16 protein-coding genes and 1 tRNA gene are annotated in these 17,663 nt (G+C 69.9%); 9 read left to right on the top strand and 8 right to left on the bottom strand.

Annotated features, from left to right (window positions below):
- Nucleotides 1-75 precede the first annotated feature (75 nt).
- Complete coding sequence (locus tag ABZ910_RS04635) at nucleotides 76-1,188, bottom strand: LacI family DNA-binding transcriptional regulator (protein WP_361359186.1); 1,113 nt, start codon at nucleotides 1,186-1,188, stop codon at nucleotides 76-78.
- 439 nt (nucleotides 1,189-1,627) lie between these two features.
- Between ABZ910_RS04635 and hisC the strand changes: the two genes are divergently transcribed.
- The 3 genes from hisC (at nucleotide 1,628) to cydB (ending at nucleotide 5,419) form a co-directional block, all read left to right on the top strand.
- Nucleotides 1,628-2,707 (top strand): histidinol-phosphate transaminase, encoded by a 1,080-nt coding sequence (gene hisC, locus ABZ910_RS04630; protein ID WP_361359184.1) that lies wholly within the window; start codon nucleotides 1,628-1,630, stop codon nucleotides 2,705-2,707.
- Between the two features lie 187 nt (nucleotides 2,708-2,894).
- Nucleotides 2,895-4,403 carry a cytochrome ubiquinol oxidase subunit I gene (locus ABZ910_RS04625; protein ID WP_361359181.1) on the top strand — a complete coding sequence of 503 codons (1,509 nt, stop codon included), beginning with the start codon at nucleotides 2,895-2,897 and terminating at the stop codon, nucleotides 4,401-4,403.
- A 20-nt stretch (nucleotides 4,404-4,423) separates the two neighbouring features.
- Complete coding sequence (gene cydB / locus ABZ910_RS04620) at nucleotides 4,424-5,419, top strand: cytochrome d ubiquinol oxidase subunit II (protein WP_361359178.1); 996 nt, start codon at nucleotides 4,424-4,426, stop codon at nucleotides 5,417-5,419.
- Nucleotides 5,420-5,474: 55 nt separating this feature from the next.
- Here the strand turns inward: cydB and ABZ910_RS04615 are convergent, their stop codons facing one another.
- The 5 genes from ABZ910_RS04615 to ABZ910_RS04595 form a co-directional block, all read right to left on the bottom strand.
- Nucleotides 5,475-6,401 carry a Cof-type HAD-IIB family hydrolase gene (locus ABZ910_RS04615; RefSeq protein ID WP_361359176.1) on the bottom strand — a complete coding sequence of 309 codons (927 nt, stop codon included), beginning with the start codon at nucleotides 6,399-6,401 and terminating at the stop codon, nucleotides 5,475-5,477.
- 82 nt (nucleotides 6,402-6,483) lie between these two features.
- A complete protein-coding gene (locus tag ABZ910_RS04610) occupies nucleotides 6,484-7,386 on the bottom strand; it encodes an LLM class flavin-dependent oxidoreductase (RefSeq protein ID WP_361359173.1) in 903 nt (300 codons plus the stop codon).
- A 97-nt stretch (nucleotides 7,387-7,483) separates the two neighbouring features.
- Nucleotides 7,484-8,065, bottom strand: coding sequence for an RNA 2'-phosphotransferase (locus tag ABZ910_RS04605; protein WP_361359170.1), 582 nt, complete (start codon nucleotides 8,063-8,065; stop codon nucleotides 7,484-7,486).
- Between the two features lie 280 nt (nucleotides 8,066-8,345).
- Complete coding sequence (locus ABZ910_RS04600) at nucleotides 8,346-10,106, bottom strand: SDR family oxidoreductase (protein ID WP_361359167.1); 1,761 nt, start codon at nucleotides 10,104-10,106, stop codon at nucleotides 8,346-8,348.
- Nucleotides 10,103-10,945, bottom strand: coding sequence for a M24 family metallopeptidase (locus ABZ910_RS04595; RefSeq protein ID WP_361359164.1), 843 nt, complete (start codon nucleotides 10,943-10,945; stop codon nucleotides 10,103-10,105). The genes ABZ910_RS04600 and ABZ910_RS04595 overlap by 4 nt, the downstream gene beginning before the upstream one ends.
- 236 nt (nucleotides 10,946-11,181) lie before the next feature.
- On the opposite strand from ABZ910_RS04595, the gene ABZ910_RS04590 reads away from it, so the two are divergent.
- The 6 genes from ABZ910_RS04590 (at nucleotide 11,182) to ABZ910_RS04565 (ending at nucleotide 15,484) form a co-directional block, all read left to right on the top strand.
- Entirely contained in the window at nucleotides 11,182-12,171 is a 990-nt protein-coding gene (locus tag ABZ910_RS04590) for an ABC transporter ATP-binding protein (RefSeq protein ID WP_361359936.1), read from the top strand.
- Nucleotides 12,161-13,078, top strand: a complete 918-nt coding sequence (locus ABZ910_RS04585) for an ABC transporter permease (RefSeq protein WP_361359161.1) — start codon at nucleotides 12,161-12,163, stop codon at nucleotides 13,076-13,078. The genes ABZ910_RS04590 and ABZ910_RS04585 overlap by 11 nt, the downstream gene beginning before the upstream one ends.
- 51 nt (nucleotides 13,079-13,129) lie before the next feature.
- Nucleotides 13,130-14,041, top strand: a complete 912-nt coding sequence (locus tag ABZ910_RS04580) for an ABC transporter ATP-binding protein (RefSeq protein WP_361359158.1) — start codon at nucleotides 13,130-13,132, stop codon at nucleotides 14,039-14,041.
- 10 nt (nucleotides 14,042-14,051) lie between these two features.
- Nucleotides 14,052-14,771 carry an ABC transporter permease gene (locus ABZ910_RS04575; RefSeq protein ID WP_361359155.1) on the top strand — a complete coding sequence of 240 codons (720 nt, stop codon included), beginning with the start codon at nucleotides 14,052-14,054 and terminating at the stop codon, nucleotides 14,769-14,771.
- Between the two features lie 130 nt (nucleotides 14,772-14,901).
- The gene (locus tag ABZ910_RS04570) at nucleotides 14,902-15,129 is read left to right on the top strand and encodes a hypothetical protein (RefSeq protein WP_361359152.1); all 228 of its coding nucleotides are present in this window, start codon (nucleotides 14,902-14,904) and stop codon (nucleotides 15,127-15,129) included.
- 270 nt (nucleotides 15,130-15,399) lie between these two features.
- Nucleotides 15,400-15,484, top strand: a tRNA-Ser gene (locus tag ABZ910_RS04565).
- A 71-nt stretch (nucleotides 15,485-15,555) separates the two neighbouring features.
- Here the strand turns inward: ABZ910_RS04565 and ABZ910_RS04560 are convergent.
- Nucleotides 15,556-16,374 (bottom strand): HAD family hydrolase, encoded by an 819-nt coding sequence (locus tag ABZ910_RS04560; protein WP_361359149.1) that lies wholly within the window; start codon nucleotides 16,372-16,374, stop codon nucleotides 15,556-15,558.
- A complete protein-coding gene (serS, locus tag ABZ910_RS04555; RefSeq protein ID WP_361359146.1) occupies nucleotides 16,371-17,648 on the bottom strand; it encodes a serine--tRNA ligase in 1,278 nt (425 codons plus the stop codon). Before serS ends, ABZ910_RS04560 begins: the two co-directional genes overlap by 4 nt.
- Nucleotides 17,649-17,663: the final 15 nt, after the last annotated feature.

Below are 17,663 nucleotides of genomic sequence, written 5' to 3'. Positions count from 1 at the left end.
CGCCCGCTGTCCCGACAGGGACCGGAACCAGGACCCGCTCCCGGGCCGCCCCCGGCCGACCGCCCCCCGGTGGCGCTACGTCCCGTCCGGCGACCGCGGCGGGCTGACCGTCGTACGCGGGGAACGTCGCATGGAGGAGGTGCGGACGATCAGTTCGGTCGGTATAACCTGCTCGACCGGCTGGTCCGAGTCGACCCCCTCGATGGCGTCGATGAGGAGCTGGACCACCGCCGTGCCGATGCGGCGCGGCTTGAGGGAGAGCGTGGTGATGGGCGGCTCGGTGTTGGCGTACACGGTGGACTCGCTGCAGCACACCAGCAGCAGGTCGTCCGGGACGCGCAGCCCGTAGCGGCGGGCGGCGGCGAGCAGATCGGTTCCGTTGGGGTCGAACAGGCCGTAGACGGCGTCGGGGCGGTCCGGGCGGGCCAGCAGCCGGTCGGCGGCGACGGCGCCCGCGCAGGGGTCGTGCGCCGGGTAGGCCTCGTACACCGGATCCTGGCCGACCCGCTCGCACCAGTGCAGGTACGCCGTGGTCGACAGGTGGGTGTACGTGTCCGTCGTCGTGCCGGTGAGCAGGCCGATCCGGCGGGCGCCCGCGTCGGCGAGGTGGTCGAGGATGCCGAGGACGGCGGCCTCGTGGTCGTTGTCGACCCAGGCGGTGACCGGGAGCGTGCCGGCCGGGCGGCCGTCGGAGACGACCGGTAAGCCCTGCCGGGCCAGCTCGGTGACGACCGGGTCCTGGTCGGAGGGGTCGATGACGACCGTGCCGTCCAGGGCGACGTTCGACCACACGTCGTGGCGCGAGGTGGCGGGCAGGATGACGAGGGCGTAGCCGCGGGCGAGCGCGGCCGAGGTGGCGGCCCGGGCCATCTCGGCGAAGTAGGCGAACTCGGTGAAGGTGAAAGGTTCATCCCCGTACGTCGTCACGGTCAGGCCGATGAGGCCCGACTTGCCGGTACGGAGCGTGCGGGCGGCGGCCGAGGGGCGGTACCCCAGTCGGTCGGCGACCTCGCGGACATGGCGCCGGGTGGCGTCCGGGAGCCGGCCCTTGCCGTTGAGGGCGTCGGAGACGGTCGTGATGGAGACCCCGGCTGCGGCGGCCACGTCTCTGATGCCCGCCCGGCCCGGTCGGGTGCCTCGACGTGAGGTTTCCGCTCGGCTCACCTGGTGCTTCCCTGCTGCTGTCATGGCGAGCCGATAGTAGGGCTCATGTGGTGGGGTAGTGCGGACGCATATGCACGCGTTGACAGGCACGTTTCTGCAAGGTTGCGCAGGGGCAATGGCCTTGGAAACCAAGCCAGTTGAACGATCTAATGGCAAGACGTGACTTGTCGGCGCACACGGGCCTGCCAAGTGCTCCATGTTTCGAAGAGGTCTCAACTCACCTTCACGAGGGATGCGCGCCACGGCGCGAGCCACCGGCGCGTAGATATATGTGCGGCGCGCCCCCTGTTTCGTACGCCTTCGTACGGCGATACCCGTGATGCCTGTGCGGCCCGCGGCTTCCGATCCGGACCGCTTCTCCCTGCCGCTCATCAGTGCGCAGGCGCGCGGAATCCTCATAAGGTGAGGAGTATTGGAAGCCGGCGGCGCTGACGGTCCGCCGGTGGTCGCGAGGAGGAATGCGGTGAGCGAGACGAGCCCGAAGCTGCGCGCCGAGCTGGAGGGTATCCCCACCTACAAGCCGGGCAAGGCCGCCGCGGCCGGCGGACCGGTCGCCTACAAGCTGTCCTCCAACGAGAACCCGTATCCGCCGCTGCCCGGCGTCATGGAGTCCGTGACCGCGGCCGCCTCGTCCTTCAACCGCTACCCGGACATGGCGTGCATGGGGCTGATGGAGGAGCTGTCGGAGCGCTTCGGTGTCCCGCTCAGCCATCTGGCCACCGGCACCGGCTCCGTGGGTGTCGCCCAGCAGCTGCTCCAGGCCACCAGCGGACCGGGCGACGAGGTCATCTACGCCTGGCGGTCCTTCGAGGCGTACCCGATCATCACGCAGATCAGCGGTGCCCGGTCGGTGCGGGTGCCGCTCTCGGCGGGCGATGTGCACGATCTGGACGCGATGGCGGACGCGATCACCGACCGGACCCGCCTGATCTTCGTCTGCAACCCCAACAACCCCACGGGTACGGTCGTCCGGCGCGCCGAGCTGGAGCGGTTCCTCGACCGGGTGCCCAGCAACGTCCTGGTGGTGCTGGACGAGGCCTACCGGGAGTTCGTCCGCGACCCCGAGGTGCCGGACGGCGTGGAGCTCTACCGCGAGCGCCCCAACGTCTGTGTCCTGCGCACCTTTTCGAAGGCGTACGGCCTCGCCGGGCTGCGCGTCGGTTTCGCGATCGCGCACGAGCCGGTGGCGGCGGCGCTGCGCAAGACGGCCGTGCCGTTCGGCGTGAGCCAGATCGCGCAGGACGCGGCCGTCGCGTCGCTGCGCTGCGAGGACGAACTGCTGGGCCGGGTCGGCTCGTTGGTGTGCGAGCGCACGCGCGTGGCCGAGGCCCTGTGCGCCCAGGGCTGGACCGTGCCCGAGAGTCAGGCCAACTTCGTCTGGCTGCGGCTGGGGGAGCGCACGGCCGCGTTCGCGAAGGCCTGTGAGGAGCACGGGGTCGTGGTGCGGCCGTTCCCGAGCGAGGGGGTGCGGGTGACGATCGGCGAGTGCGAGGCGAACGACATCTTCCTGAAGGTGGCGGAGGCCTTCCGCAGGGAGCTCTGAACGGGCCTTAGACGGCAGTGAGTTGTCCGATCCGGCGAGGCGGCGGAGGTCGCCTCGCCGGATCGGCGTCGTCAGGGGGATGACCGGAGCCGAAGGAGGGGACCCCACGTCCGGGTCTCGAAAAGGCGTGCGCCATAATGACTTGTGAATGTGAACTCATTCACAAGCGCGATAAGGAGACCACGCCGTGGAGTTGGCTCTGGCGCCGGAGACACTGGCGCGCTGGCAATTCGGCATCACCACCGTCTACCACTTCTTCTTCGTCCCGCTGACGATCTCGCTGGCCGCCCTCACGGCCGGGCTGCAGACCGCCTGGGTGCGTACGGAGAACGAGAAGTACCTCAGGGCGACGAAGTTCTGGGGAAAGCTCTTCCTGATCAACATCGCGATGGGCGTCGTCACCGGCATCGTCCAGGAGTTCCAGTTCGGCATGAACTGGTCGGCCTACTCCCGCTTCGTCGGTGACATCTTCGGCGCCCCGCTCGCCTTCGAGGCGCTGATCGCCTTCTTCTTCGAGTCCACCTTCATCGGCCTGTGGATCTTCGGCTGGGACAAGCTGCCCAAGAGGATCCACCTGGCCTGCATCTGGATGGTGTCGCTCGGCACGGCCTTGTCCGCGTACTTCATCCTCGCGGCCAACTCGTGGATGCAGCACCCGGTCGGCTACCGGATCAACAAGGCGAAGGGGCGTGCCGAACTCACGGACTTCTGGCACGTGCTGACGCAGAACACCGCGCTGGCGCAGGCGTTCCACACGCTCACCGCGTCCTTCCTGACCGGTGGCGCGTTCATGGTCGGGATAGCGAGCTTCCACCTGCTGCGCAGGAGGCACGTCCGCGTGATGAAGACGTCGCTGCGGCTCGGCCTGGTCACCGTGGTCATCGCCGGCCTGCTCACCTCGGTCAGCGGCGACCTGCTCGGCAAGGTCATGTTCAAGCAGCAGCCGATGAAGATGGCCGCTGCCGAGGCCCTGTGGAACGGTCAGGACTCCGCGCCGTTCTCGGTCTTCGCCTACGGCGACGTCAGCAAGGGCCACAACACGGTGGAGTTGACCGTCCCCGGACTGCTGTCGTTCCTCGCCGACGACAACTTCAGCTCGCATGTGCCCGGCATCAACGACACCAACAAGGCCGAGCAGGAGAAGTACGGCCCCGGCGACTACCGGCCCGTCATCCCCGTCACCTTCTGGGGCTTCCGCTGGATGATCGGCTTCGGCATGGCGTCCTTCGCGATCGGTCTGGCCGGACTCTGGCTGACCCGTGCGAAGTTCATGCTGCCGCGGCACCTGAGGGTGGGCGAGGACGAGGTGCCGCATCTGGTCCTGTTCCGCAACAAGGCGCTCGGCCCGAAGCTCACCACCTGGTACTGGCGCATCGCGATCTGGACCCTGGCCTTCCCGCTGATCGCCAACTCCTGGGGCTGGATCTTCACCGAGATGGGCCGTCAGCCCTGGGTCGTGTACGGCGTCCTGCGCACCCGTGACGCGGTGTCCCCCGGGGTCTCGCAGGCCGAGATCCTCACCTCGATGCTCGTCTTCACCGCTCTGTACGCCGTCCTCGCCGTCGTCGAGGTCAAGCTGCTCGTGAAGTACGTCAAGGCCGGGCCTCCCGAGCTCACCGAGGACGACCTCAACCCGCCCACGAGGATCGGCGGCGACTCCCGGGACGCCGACAAGCCGATGGCCTTCTCGTACTAGGCCGAGGGAGCTGCACAGTCATGGAACTGCACGACGTCTGGTTCGCCCTGATAGCCGTCCTGTGGACCGGTTACTTCTTCCTGGAGGGCTTCGACTTCGGGGTCGGCATCCTCACCAGGCTGCTCGCCCGCGACCGGGCCGAGAAGCGGGTGCTGATCAACACCATCGGGCCGGTCTGGGACGGCAACGAGGTGTGGCTGCTCACGGCCGGCGGCGCGACCTTCGCCGCCTTCCCCGAGTGGTACGCCACGCTCTTCTCGGGCTTCTACCTGCCCTTCCTGGTCATCCTGGTCTGCCTGATCGTCCGGGGCGTCGCCTTCGAGTACCGGGCCAAGCGGCCGGAGGAGAACTGGCAGCGCACCTGGGAGACGGCGATCTTCTGGACCTCACTGGTCCCGGCGTTCCTGTGGGGCGTGGCGTTCGGCAACATCGTGCGGGGCGTGAAGCTCGACGCGCACTTCGAGTACGTCGGAACGGTGGGGGATCTGTTCAACCCCTATGCGCTCCTCGGCGGGCTGGTGACGCTGACCCTGTTCACCTTCCACGGCTCGGTGTTCACCGCCCTCAAGACCGTGGGGGACATCCGGGAGCGGGCGCGGAGGACGGCGCTGCGGGTCGGTCTCGCCACGGCCGTCCTGACGTCGGTCTTCCTGCTGTGGACGCAGGCCGACAGCGGTGACGGCAAGAGCCTGGTGGCGGTGATCGTGGAGATCGTCGCGCTGGTCGCCGCTCTCGTGGCGAACCGGGCGGCCCGCGAGGGGTGGGCGTTCGCTCTGTCGGGCCTCGCCATCGTGGCGACCGTGGCGATGTTCTTCCTGTCGCTCTTCCCGAACGTCATGCCGTCCTCGCTCAACGAGGACTGGAGCCTCACGGTCACCAACGCCTCGTCGAGCCCGTACACCCTGAAGATCATGACCTGGTGCGCGGGGATCGCCACGCCGATCGTGCTGCTCTACCAGGGCTGGACGTACTGGGTGTTCCGCAAGCGGATCGGGACCCAGCACATCGCCTCCTGAAAGGCGTGTTTCACGAAATGGTGTGTTTCACGTGAAACCGAGCGGGCGGGATCTGCTACGGCCGCTCGGCCAGGATCTGCTCGATGACGACCGCCACCCCGTCCTCGTTGTTGGCGACCGTGCGCCCCGATGCCGCAGCGATCACGTCGGGGTGCGCGTTCCCCATCGCGTACGAGGTGCCCGCCCAGGTGAGCATCTCGACGTCGTTGGGCATGTCCCCGAAGGCCACGACCTCCTCGTGCGAGATCCCGCGCTCGGCACAGCACAGAGCGAGCGTGCTGGCCTTGGAGACACCCGGACCGCTGAGCTCCAGCAGGGCGCTGGGGCTGGAGCGCGTGACGTTGGCCCGGTCGCCGACGGCGAGGCGGGCGAGTGTGAGGAAGGCGTCGGGGTCGAGGTCGGGGTGGTAGGCGAGGATCTTCAGGACCGGCTCGTCGCCTCCGGGGCCGTCGGCCGCCAGGATCTTCTCCGCGGGCAGCAGACGGTCGGGCGCCTCCATGTGCAGCTTGGGATACGCCGGCTCCTGGTGGAAGCCGTACGTCTGCTCCACCGCGTACAGCGTGCCCGGCGCGGCGTCGCGCAGCAGTCGTACGGCGTCGAGGGCGTTCTCCCGGGCCAGTTCGCGCACCTTCACGAACCGGTGGGCGCCGGGGCCACCGTGCAGGTCGACCACGGCGGCGCCGTTGCCGCAGATCGCCAGGCCGTGGCCGTGGACGTGGTCGCTGACGACGTCCATCCAGCGGGCCGGGCGGCCCGTGACGAAGAAGACCTCGATGCCGGCTTCCTCGGCCGCGGCCAGCGCGGCGACCGTGCGCGGGGAGACCGACTTGTCGTCCCACAGCAGCGTGCCGTCGAGATCGGTGGCGATCAACCGGGGCGGGACGACGGAGGCGCCTCCCCCGTTGAGCGAAGACGAGAGCTTAGGGGAGGCCGGGGTCTCGGGCTGTCGGGTCGCTGAGGTCACCCGGTCATTCTCATGCATATGCCCGCACGGAAGTGCGAGAGTTCGCACAGATGAGACACAAATGACTGTACGGCGACGCGTGGCTGCCCAACGGCCCTGCTCAGCTCAGCTGGGCCACGGCCTCCGTGGCGATCTGCTCGAACACCTTCTCGTTCGCGGCGAAGTCCGAGTCGGGGATGGGCCAGTGGATCACGATCTCGTCGAAGCCCAGCTCCTGGTGCCGGCCCGCGAAGTCGACGAAGGCGTCCAGGGACTCCAGCGGGCGACCGCGGTCCGGAGTGAACCCGGTGAGCAGGGTCTTCTCCACGGTGCCGGCGTCGCGGCCGATCTCCGCGCAGGCCTTGCCGAGCTTCTCGACCTGGCCGCGGATCGCCGCGCGGGACTCCTCGGGCGTGCCGGTCTCGTACAGCTTGGGGTCGCCGGTCGTCACCCAGGCCTGTCCGTGCCGCGCGGCGAGCTTCAGCCCGCGCGGCCCGGTGGCGGCGACCGCGAAGGGCAGGCGCGGGCGCTGCACACAGCCCGGGATGTTGCGGGCCTCGTGCGCCGAGTAGAAGTGGCCCTCGTAGGACACTGAGTCCTCGGTCAGGAGCCGGTCGAGGAGCGGCACGAACTCGGCGAGCCGGTCAGCCCGCTCGCGCGGCGTCCAGGGCTCCTGCCCGAGCGCGGTGGCGTCGAAGCCGGTGCCGCCCGCGCCGATACCGAGGGTGACGCGCCCGCCGGAGATGTCGTCGAGGGAGATCAGTTCCTTGGCGAGCTGCACCGGGTGCCGGAAGTTCGGCGAGGTCACCAGCGTGCCCAGGCGCAGTCGCTCGGTGACGGCCGCCGCTGCGGTCAGTGTCGGTATCGCGCCGAACCAGGGCCCGTCGCGGAAGCTGCGCCAGGACAGGTGGTCGTAGGTGTACGCGGCGTGGAAGCCGAGCTCTTCGGCCCGCATCCAGGCCGAACGGGCCCCTTCGTGCCAGCGGCGGTACGGGAGGATCACGGTGCTCAGACGCAGACTCATGCGTCTGAGGCTAAGGGGACCATCGGCAACGATGGAAACGGTCACCGTGCGAGGTCGCCCGACCACGTGACGGGAGGGGCGGGTGAGGCAGAAGGTGTCAGCGTGACGCCGGAAAGCGCAGGTACGGGGCCGGCACGGCCTGGGTGAGCCACACGCCGTTCGCGCTGACGTGGAAGACATGGCCGTCGCGGTGCATGGCGGCGGCGTCGACGGTCAGCACGACGGGGCGGCCTCGGCGGGCGCCGACGCGGGCCGCGGTCTCGCGGTCCGCGGAAAGGTGTACGTCGTGTCTGCGCATGGGGCGGAGGCCCTCGGTGCGGATCGCGTCCAGGTTGCGGGCGACCGTCCCGTGGTACAGATGCGGCGGCGGGGTCGCCGGCGGCAGGCCCAGGTCGACCTCGATGCTGTGGCCCTGGCTGGCACGGATCCGGGTGCCCTCGACCGCGAAGCGCTTCTTGTCGTTGGCGGCCACCACATGGTCGAGCTCCTCGCGGGTGAACCGGAAGCTGTGCGCGGCGGCCGCGGCGATCAGCGTGTCGATCTCGACCCAGCCGCCTTCGTCGAGCGTGAGGCCGATGCGCTCGGGCTGGTGGCGCAGGTGCTTCGAGAGGTACTTCGACACCGTCACGGTGCGTCTCTCGCCTCTCCCTCTTCCGTCTCCTGTGTCTCTCGCGTTCATGCCACCAGAGTGCCGGGAGAGACATGGATCACGCGAACAATTTTCGTCCACATGTTTGATCCACAAGCAAGTCCGGTTATCCACAGGGAAATTGGCGAGAGTGTGGACAACTCATGGGCGATTCAAGGTGTTTCGCCAAGATCATTTCCATAGAGGGGACTTGATGGCAGACCGCCCAAGATCCGTACTGCTCCGGCCCGTTCGGCCGACAGCGTCGTGATTGAGGCGACCCGCCCACTCAACTCCCCCAGGGCGCCGCGGCATCGACCACATCAGCGCCTCATATCCGTGGATTCACCCGCGCGATCTTCCTCAACACCCCCGGCATGAAACGGGACATGAGATGTGCGCCGTGCGCCTCCGGGGTCACCGGCGCCAGTGCCTCGTTGCGGGCCACCGCCCGCAGAATCGCCCGAGCCACCTTCTCCGGCGGGTAGTTGCGCAGTCCGTACAGGCGCGCCGTGCGCTTCCGGCGGCGGCGCTCCTCGTCGGCGTCCACGCCGGTGAAGCGTGCCGTCGAGGTGATGGAGGTGTTGACGAAACCGGGGCAGACCGCCGTCACCCCGATTGCCTGGTCGGTGAGTTCGGCGCGCAGGCACTCGCTCAGCATCAGGACCGCCGCCTTGGAGGTGCTGTAGGCGGACAGCGCGCGCGAGGGCTGATACGCCGCGGCCGACGCGACGTTGACGATGTGGCCGCCCTGCCCGCGCTCGGCCATCTGCGCGCCGAAGAGGCGGCAACCATGCAGCACTCCCCACAGGTTGACGTCCAGGACCTTGCGCCAGTCCTCCGGCGTGGTGTCGAAGAACGAACCCGACAGCCCGATCCCGGCGTTGTTCACCAGCACGTCCACCACGCCGTACTCGGCGGCGACCTTCTCGGCGAGCTTCTCCATGGCCTGCTCGTCGGAGACGTCGGCGCTCTCCGGCCAGGCCTCGCGCGCACCGAGCAGGCGTGCCAACTCGGCGGTGCGGGCGGCGGATTCGGCGTCCCGGTCGACGGCCACCACGCGCGCGCCGGCCTCCGCGAACGCGAACGCCGTCGCCCGTCCGATGCCACTGCCCGCGCCGGTCACCAGTACGAGCTGCCCGCCGAAGCGGTCCGCGTGCTTGCCGGAGGACTTCGCCGGCTCCGGCCGGCCGCTTTCGACTCCGGTGACGAACTCCGTGATCCAGGTGGCGAGTTGGTCGGGCCGGGTGCGCGGGATCCAGTGCTTGGCCGGGAGGGTGTGGCGGGTCAACTGCGGAGCCCACTGCTCCAGGTCGTCGTACAGCCGCTCCGAGAGGAAGGCGTCCGCCTGGGGCGTGATGAGCTGCACGGGCGTGTGGGCGTAGGCGTCGGGGCGGGGATGCAGGAGCCTGGACCGTACGTTGTCCCGGTACAGCCAGGCGCCGTGTGCCGCATCCGTGGGGAGCGACGGGGTCGGGTAGTCGGTGCCGGGGGTCTTCTCCATCCGCTCCAGGATCTTCGGCCAGCGCTTGCCGAGCGGGCCGCGCCAGGCCAGCTCCGGCAGCACGGGCGTGTGCAGGAGGTACACGTACCAGGACTTGGCGCCCTGGCCGAGGAGTTGGCCCACCCGCCGGGGCGTCGGACGCTTCACGCGCGCGTTGATCCAGTGCCCGAAGTGGTCGAGGGACGGTCCGGACATCGAGGTGAAGGAGGCGATACGGCCCTTGGTGCGGGCCACCGTCACGAACTCCCAGGACTGCACCGAGCCCCAGTCGTGCCCGACCAGGTGCACCGGTCGGTCCGGGCTGACCGCGTCCACGACCGCCAGGAAGTCGTCCGTGAGCTTCGCCAGCGTGAAGCCGCCGCGCAGCGGATGCGGTGCGGTCGAACGGCCGTGGCCCCGGACGTCGTACAGGACGACGTGGAAGCGGTCCGCGAGGCGCACCGCGACCTCCGACCACACCTCCTTGCTGTCCGGATAGCCGTGCACGAGCACGACCGTCGGCTGCTTCGGATCGCCCAGTTCCGCCACGCACAGCTCGACCCCGCCCGTGCGCACCACGCGCTCCCGCGCGCCCTTCAGCGTCGTCACTTGTCCTCCGCCCAGCGCCGCACGTGCGGCAGATCGTCGTCCAGCCAGAAGGCGCTCTGCTCGGGGTCCCGGGAGTCGGTGACGACCAGGATCTCCTCGAACTTCGCGCCTGTACCCCGGAATCCGAGGTGCGGTTCGACCGCCCACAGGCCCGGCCGCGGGGGGTGGTCCGAGAAGCGGTACGGCGACCACAGGGGCGACCAGCCCTCGCGGTGGCCGTGCAGCGCGTCGGACGCCAGGCCCTTCAGGGACTGCGCGCCGAACCCGAACGCCTTCGGCGACCAGCGGCGCTCCCGCACCCGGTCGACCTTGTGCGCGATCACCCCGAAGGGGTAGGCCCGGTGCCGGTTCGCATAGCCCTGGCGCACCATGAGGCGGTCCACGTCCTCGTATATCTCGCGCAGCGGGCGCCGCTCGCGGACCTCGCGCAGGATCAGCTCGCGGTGCGCCTCCAGGTCGGCCATCAGCCGGTCCTGCACCGGGTTGGATCCGAGAGAGCCCGAGTAACCGATGTCGGCCGTGTACCCCGCGTACACCGGGGCCATGTCGAGGATGAACGGCATGCCCGGCTCCAGCCGGCGGTCCGTCGGGAAGAACTGCAGGGGTATCCGGAAGCCCGTGAACGCCGTACGGTCCCCGAACCAGGCGAACGGCAGGTGGAACCAGTCCCGCACCCCTCGCCGGCGCAGCCACTCCCGCTGCATCCGTGCCGCCTCGCGCTCGGTCACCCCCGGCTCAAGCCGGGCCGCGACCGCCTCCGCGCACTCGTAGGCGAGGCGCTGGACCCGCCTGAACCCCCGCAGTTCCACGGAGAGTTCGTCTTTCACTGCCGTTGTCATGCCACCGCCCCACGGTCGTCCGCGCCGACTGCATTACTCGCCCGTAACGTGACTCCGGCGAATCTCGCAGTTGTTAGAGGCTGCGTCAATAGGGGGAATGCCGGCCTGTGGATACTCCGGGTAGCCCTCAGGCAGGGGCATCCCCTACGGACCCGTACGACTGGAGTCGGATGCCAAGACGGCTCTGCGGTCTGACGACGGCCGCGGCGTACGCCACTACGGTCGAGGACGTGACTGTGATCGCGACCGAAAGCCTGAGCAAGCGGTTCCCCCGGGTGACCGCGCTTGACCGGCTCTCCGTGGACATCGGACCCGGTGTGACGGGACTCGTCGGAGCCAACGGGGCCGGCAAGTCCACCCTGATCAAGATCCTGTTGGGTCTGTCCCCCGCCACCGAGGGGCGAGCCGCGGTGCTCGGCCTCGACGTCGGCAGCCAAGGGGCCGCGATCCGGGAGCGGGTCGGCTACATGCCGGAACACGACTGCCTGCCGCCCGACGTCTCGGCCACCGAGTTCGTCGTGCACATGGCCCGCATGTCCGGCCTGCCGCCGGCCGCCGCGCGCGAGCGGACCGCGGACACGCTGCGCCATGTGGGCCTGTACGAGGAGCGCTACCGCCCCATCGGCGGCTACTCGACCGGCATGAAGCAGCGCGTGAAGCTCGCGCAGGCCCTGGTCCACGACCCGCAGCTGGTCTTCTTGGACGAGCCGACCAACGGCCTCGACCCGGTCGGCCGCGACGACATGCTCGGCCTGATCCGACGCGTCCACACCGACTTCGGCATCTCGGTCCTGGTCACCTCCCACCTGCTGGGCGAGCTGGAGCGCACCTGCGACCACGTCGTCGTCATCGACGGCGGCAGGCTCCTGCGCTCCAGCTCCACCACCGACTTCACGCAGACCACGACCACCCTCGCGATCGAGGTCACCGACACCGACGAGCACCCTGACGGCACCCGCGCGGTCCGCGAGGCGCTCCACGCGCGCGGGGTGGACACCCACGACGACGGCGGCGGCCTGCCCGGTGCCGGACACGTCCTGCTGCTCCCCGCGTCCGGCGACCAGACGTACGACCTGGTCCGTGACGTCGTCGCCGACCTCGGCCTCGGTCTGGTGCGCATGGAGCAGCGCAGGCACCACATCTCGGAGGTCTTCCGGGACGCCGACGAGCAACGGGACCAGCAGCACGACGCGCAGGGGAAGGAGGCGCTCCGCCATGGCGGTTGAGCAGTCCAAGCAGGCGACGGCTACGCCGACGGGTGACCAGAGCCGCATCCACAACATCGGCTACCGCGCCTACGACGGCCCCCGTCTCGGCCGCTCCTACGCCACCCGCTCCCTCTACTCGCAGACCCTGCGCGGCTCCTACGGCCTCGGCCGCTCGGTGAAGTCCAAGGTGCTGCCGATGCTGCTGTTCGTGGTGATGTGCGTGCCCGCGGCCATCATGGTGGCCGTCGCCGTCTTCACCAAGATGCACGACCTGCCGGTGCCCTACACCCGGTACCTGATCATGATGCAGGCGGTCATCAGCCTGTACGTCGCCGCGCAGGCACCCCAGGCCGTCTCGCGCGACCTGCGCTTCAAGACCGTACCGCTGTACTTCTCGCGGCCCATCGAGATCGCCGACTACGTACGCGCCAAGTACGCGGCGCTGGCTTCGGCGCTGTTCATCCTGACCGGCGTTCCGCTGCTCGTCCTCTACGTGGGCGCGCTGCTGGCCAAGATGGACTTCGCCCACCAGACCAAGGGATTCGCCGAAGGACTGGCCTCCGTGGCGCTGCTCTCGCTGCTGTTCGCCGGCATCGGCCTGGTCATCGCGGCCGTCACCCCGCGCCGCGGCTTCGGCATCGCGGCCGTGATCGCCGTACTGACCATCTCGTACGGCGCGGTCTCCACCCTCCAGGCCATCGCCCACTTCCACGGCAACGACGGCGTGATCCCCTGGATCGGCCTGTTCTCGCCGATCACGATGATCAACGGCGTGCAGTCCGCCTTCCTGGGCGCGCCCTCCACCTACCCCGGAGGGGTAGGCCCCTCGCACGCCCAGGGCGCGGTGTTCGTTCTCGTCATCCTGGGCCTGATCGCCGCCGCCTACGGCCTCCTGATCCGCCGCTACAAGAAGGTGGGCCTGTGACCACTCCCACCCGTCTCCCGCCACCACCCTTCTAAGGAATGGGCTGCGCCCATGAGCACTCTTTCCCTCGACCACGTCTCCCGCTGGTTCGGCAACGTGGTCGCCGTCAACGACGTCACCATGACCATCGGGCCCGGCGTCACCGGCCTGCTCGGCCCCAACGGTGCCGGAAAGTCCACCCTCATCAACATGATGGGCGGCTTCCTCGCCCCCTCCACCGGCACGGTCACCCTCGACGGGAAGCCGGTGTGGCGCAACGAGGGGATCTACCGGCACATCGGCATCGTCCCCGAGCGGGAGGCGATGTACGACTTCCTCACCGGCCGCGAATTCGTCGTCGCCAACGCCGAGTTGCACGGGCTCGGGGCCAAGGCTGCCGGACGCGCCCTGGCCACGGTCGAGATGGAGTACGCGCAGGACCGGAAGATCGCCACGTACTCCAAGGGCATGCGCCAGCGCGTGAAGATGGCGAGCGCGCTCGTCCACGACCCGTCCCTGCTCCTGCTCGACGAGCCGTTCAACGGCATGGACCCTCGTCAGCGCATGCACCTCATGGAGCTGCTGCGGCGCATGGGGGACGAGGGGCGCACGGTGCTGTTCTCCTCCCACATCCTCGAAGAGGTCGAGCAACTCGCCCGGCACATCGAGGTCGTCGTCGCGGGCCGGCACGCGGCCAGCGGCGACTTCCGCAAGATCCGCCGTCTGATGACCGACCGGCCGCACCGCTATCTGGTGCGCTCCAGCGACGACCGCGCGCTCGCGGCCGCGCTGATCGCCGACCCGTCGACGTCCGGCATCGAGGTCGACCTCACGGAGGGCGCGCTGCGCATCCAGGCCGTCGACTTCGGCCGCTTCACCGCCTTGCTGCCGAAGGTCGCCCGCGACCACGGCATCCGGCTGCTCACGGTCTCGCCGTCCGACGAGTCCCTCGAGTCCGTCTTCTCGTACCTGGTCGCGGCGTAGGAGGCCGAAGATGTACGACCCCACAGTCGCCCGGCTCACCTATCGGGCCCTGCTCGGCCGCCGCCGAGCCCTCATCCTCGGCGCGCTGCCGCTGCTGCTGCTCGTGATCTCGGTGGTGGTGCGCGCCCTGACCGGAGCCGACGACCAGACGGCGGCGGACGTCCTCGGCGGCTTCGCGCTCGCCACGATGGTGCCGATCATCGGCGTGATCGCGGGCACCGGCGCGATCGGCCCGGAGATCGACGACGGCTCCGTGGTGTATCTGCTGTCCAAGCCGCTGAAGCGGCCGACGATCATCTTCACCAAGCTGATCGTGGCGATCGCGGCGACCATGGTGTTCTCGGCGGTACCGACGCTGATCGCGGGCTTCATCCTGAACGGCAACGGACAGCAGATCGCCGTCGCCTACACGGTGGCCGCGCTCGTCGCCTCGATCGCGTACGCGGCCCTCTTCCTCCTCCTCGGCACGGTGTCCCGGCACGCGGTGGTCTTCGGACTGGTCTACGCCCTCGTCTGGGAGGCGCTGTTCGGCTCCCTGGTGCCCGGGGCGCGCACCCTGAGCGTCCAGCAGTGGGCGCTGGCCGTGGCCCACAAGGTCGCCGGCGGGGACCTGGTGACCTCGGACGTCGGGCTGCCGACGGCCACGGTGCTGCTGGTGGCGGTCACCGTGCTGGCCACCTGGTACGCGGGGCAGAAGCTGCGCACGCTGACCCTGGCGGGCGAGGAATAGGGCCCGCCGCCGGACTCCGCCGGGCCCCGTCCCGACCGATCCGCGTCTTGACGGGGCCCGGACTTGACGGGGGCTTCACGCACCGGTCGGCACACTGGGCCGAGGGGATGCACAGTTGGGAGGTACGGCGATGGCTGACGAGGTGACACGGTACGACGAGGGGCGCGACGAGTGGGACGGCGTCGTGCTGGACGAGGACTTCATACGGTCCGCCGAGACGTCGGAGCCCTCCGCCCGCGCCCGTATGCTCGCCGCCCGCTGGCGCACCGAGGAGCCCGAGCCGCAGCCGTGGAGGTCGGACGAGCCGCCCGCCGGGTGGTTCTTCGGCAAGGCCCGCCGGCGCCGGTGGCGGCGCTGACCGGCGTACGGGCGTTTTATTCGGTGGCGCCCAACTCGGCGTAGCGGCACAGTGGTTGTGTCACACCGCCGGGACGGTCCCGGCGCCGCGTTCCGGGAGAGGAGCCGGGCGATGTCTCTGCACGACAGCACGTCCAGCTCCCGACAGGGCAGCCCGCGGCTGACTCCGGAGTAGCTCGCTACCCCCTCCGTCGAGTCCGCCCCATACGGGGAGCTGCCCGGGGCGGCCGCTTCGAGCACGCGATGTCGCTCTCGCGTGGGCCGCCCACCCGGAGGATTGGCCGAGTGGTAAGGCACCGGCTCGCTGAGCCGTGGTCGGGGTGACCCCCGCGCACGTTCGATCCGTGCATCCTCCGCGAGACGTTGCCACGGGGGCTCGGCTGCATGAGCCGGCCTGGGCAGAGGCCCTTGAGGCGTGCCCCTGCGGCTAACCCAGCAACCGCTCCAGCACCACCGCGATGCCGTCCTCCTCGTTGGACGACGTCACCTCGTCCGCCACCGCCCGCAACTCCTCGTGGGCGTCCGCCATCGCCACGCCGTGGGCCGCCCAGGCGAACATCGGGATGTCGTTGGGCATGTCGCCGAAGGCGATCGTGTCCTTGCCCTTAAGGCCCAGCCGGCGCGCCGCCAGCGACAGTCCCCTCGCCTTGGACAGGCCCAGCGGCAGCAGCTCCACGATGCCCTCGCCGGCCATCACCACGGTGACGAAGCCGCCGGCCGTCCGGCGGGCCGCCTCGGCCAACTCGTCGTCGGAGAGCGTCGGGTGCTGTATGTAGATCTTGTTCAGCGGCGCCGCCCAGATGTCCGAGGCATCCGTGAACGGCGTCGAGGGGAGCGTGCCCGTGGCCGCGTACCCCGGGCCCACCAGGACGTCGCCGTCCAGACCGTCCCGGCTCGCCGCCAGGTACAGCGGGCCGACCTCCGCCTCGATCTTGGCCAGGGCCACGCCCGCCAGCTGACGGTCCAGGGTCACGGACGTCAGCAGGCGGTGCGCTCCCGCGTCGTACACCTGGGCGCCCTGGCCGCAGACCGCGAGGCCCCGGTAGCCGAGGTCGTCGAGGATGTGCCGGGTCCAGGGGACCGCGCGGCCCGTGACGACGATATGCGCGGCGCCCGCCTCGGTGGCCGCCACGAGCGCGTCACGGGTGCGCGGGGAGACCGACTCGTCCGAGCGCAGGAGCGTCCCGTCGAGGTCGGTCGCGATCAGCTTGTACGGGAACCCCTCGGCGGGAGACGCGGCGCTCACTCGGCGACCGGCTCCAGGACCTCCCGGCCGCCGAGGTACGGACGCAGCGCCGGCGGCACGTACACCGAGCCGTCGGCCAGCTGGTGGTTCTCCAGCAGCGCCACGATCGTGCGCGGTACGGCGCACAGCGTGCCGTTGAGCGTCGCCAGCGGCTTGACCTGCTTGCCGTCGCGCATGCGGATCTGCAGGCGACGGGACTGGTACTCGGTGCAGTCCGAGGTCGAGGTCAGCTCGCGGTACTTGCCCTGGGTCGGGATCCACGCCTCACAGTCGAACTTGCGGGCCGCCGAGGAGCCGAGGTCACCGGTGGCGACGTCGATCACGCGGAACGGCAGCTCCAGCGAGGTCAGCCACTGCTTCTCCCACTCCAGCAGGCGTCGGTGCTCCGCCTCCGAGTCCTCGGGGGCGACGTAGGAGAACATCTCGACCTTGTCGAACTGGTGCACACGGAAGATGCCCCGCGTGTCCTTGCCGTGCGAGCCGGCCTCGCGGCGGAAGCAGGGCGAGAAGCCCGCGTACCGCATCGGCAGCTTGCCGGCGTCGATGATCTCGTCCATGTGGTACGCCGCCAGCGCCACCTCGGACGTGCCGACCAGGTACAGGTCGTCCTTGTCCAGGTGGTAGACGTCCTGGGCCGCCTGGCCGAGGAAGCCGGTGCCCGCCATGGACTGGGGGCGGACCAGTGCCGGGGTCAGCATCGGCGTGAAGCCCGCGGCCGTCGCCTGGGCCATCGCCGCGTTCACCAGGGCCAGCTCCAGCAGGGCGCCGACACCGGTGAGGAAGTAGAAGCGGGAGCCGGAGACCTTGGCGCCGCGCTCGACGTCGATCGCGCCGAGGATCTGGCCGAGCTCCAGGTGGTCCTTGGGCTCGAAGCCCTCGGCGCCGAAGTCGCGGATCGTGCCGTGCGTCTCCAGCGTGACGAAGTCCTCCTCGCCGCCCACGGGGACGTCGGGGTGGACGAGGTTGCCGAGCCGGAGCAGGAGCTCCTGGGTCTCGGTGTCGGCCGCGTCGCGCTCGGCGTCGGCGGCCTTCACGTCGGCCTTGAGCTGCTCGGCGCGCTTGAGCAGCTCGGCCTTCTCCTCGGCCGAGGCCTTGGGGATGAGCTTGCCGAGAGCCTTCTGCTCGGCACGCAGCTCGTCGAAGCGGACGCCGGACGACCTGCGCCGTTCGTCGGCAGACAGGAGGGAGTCGACGAGCGCGACGTCCTCTCCACGGGCGCGCTGGGACGCGCGCACACGGTCGGGGTCCTCACGGAGCAGGCGAAGGTCAATCACGGGCCCAAGGCTACC

It is taken from the genome of Streptomyces sp. NPDC046805, assembly GCF_040645355.1.
In the GTDB taxonomy this organism is placed as follows: domain Bacteria; phylum Actinomycetota; class Actinomycetes; order Streptomycetales; family Streptomycetaceae; genus Streptomyces.
The sequence above is the reverse complement of the archived record's forward strand: the minus strand, read 5'-3'. Positions and strand labels throughout refer to the sequence as shown.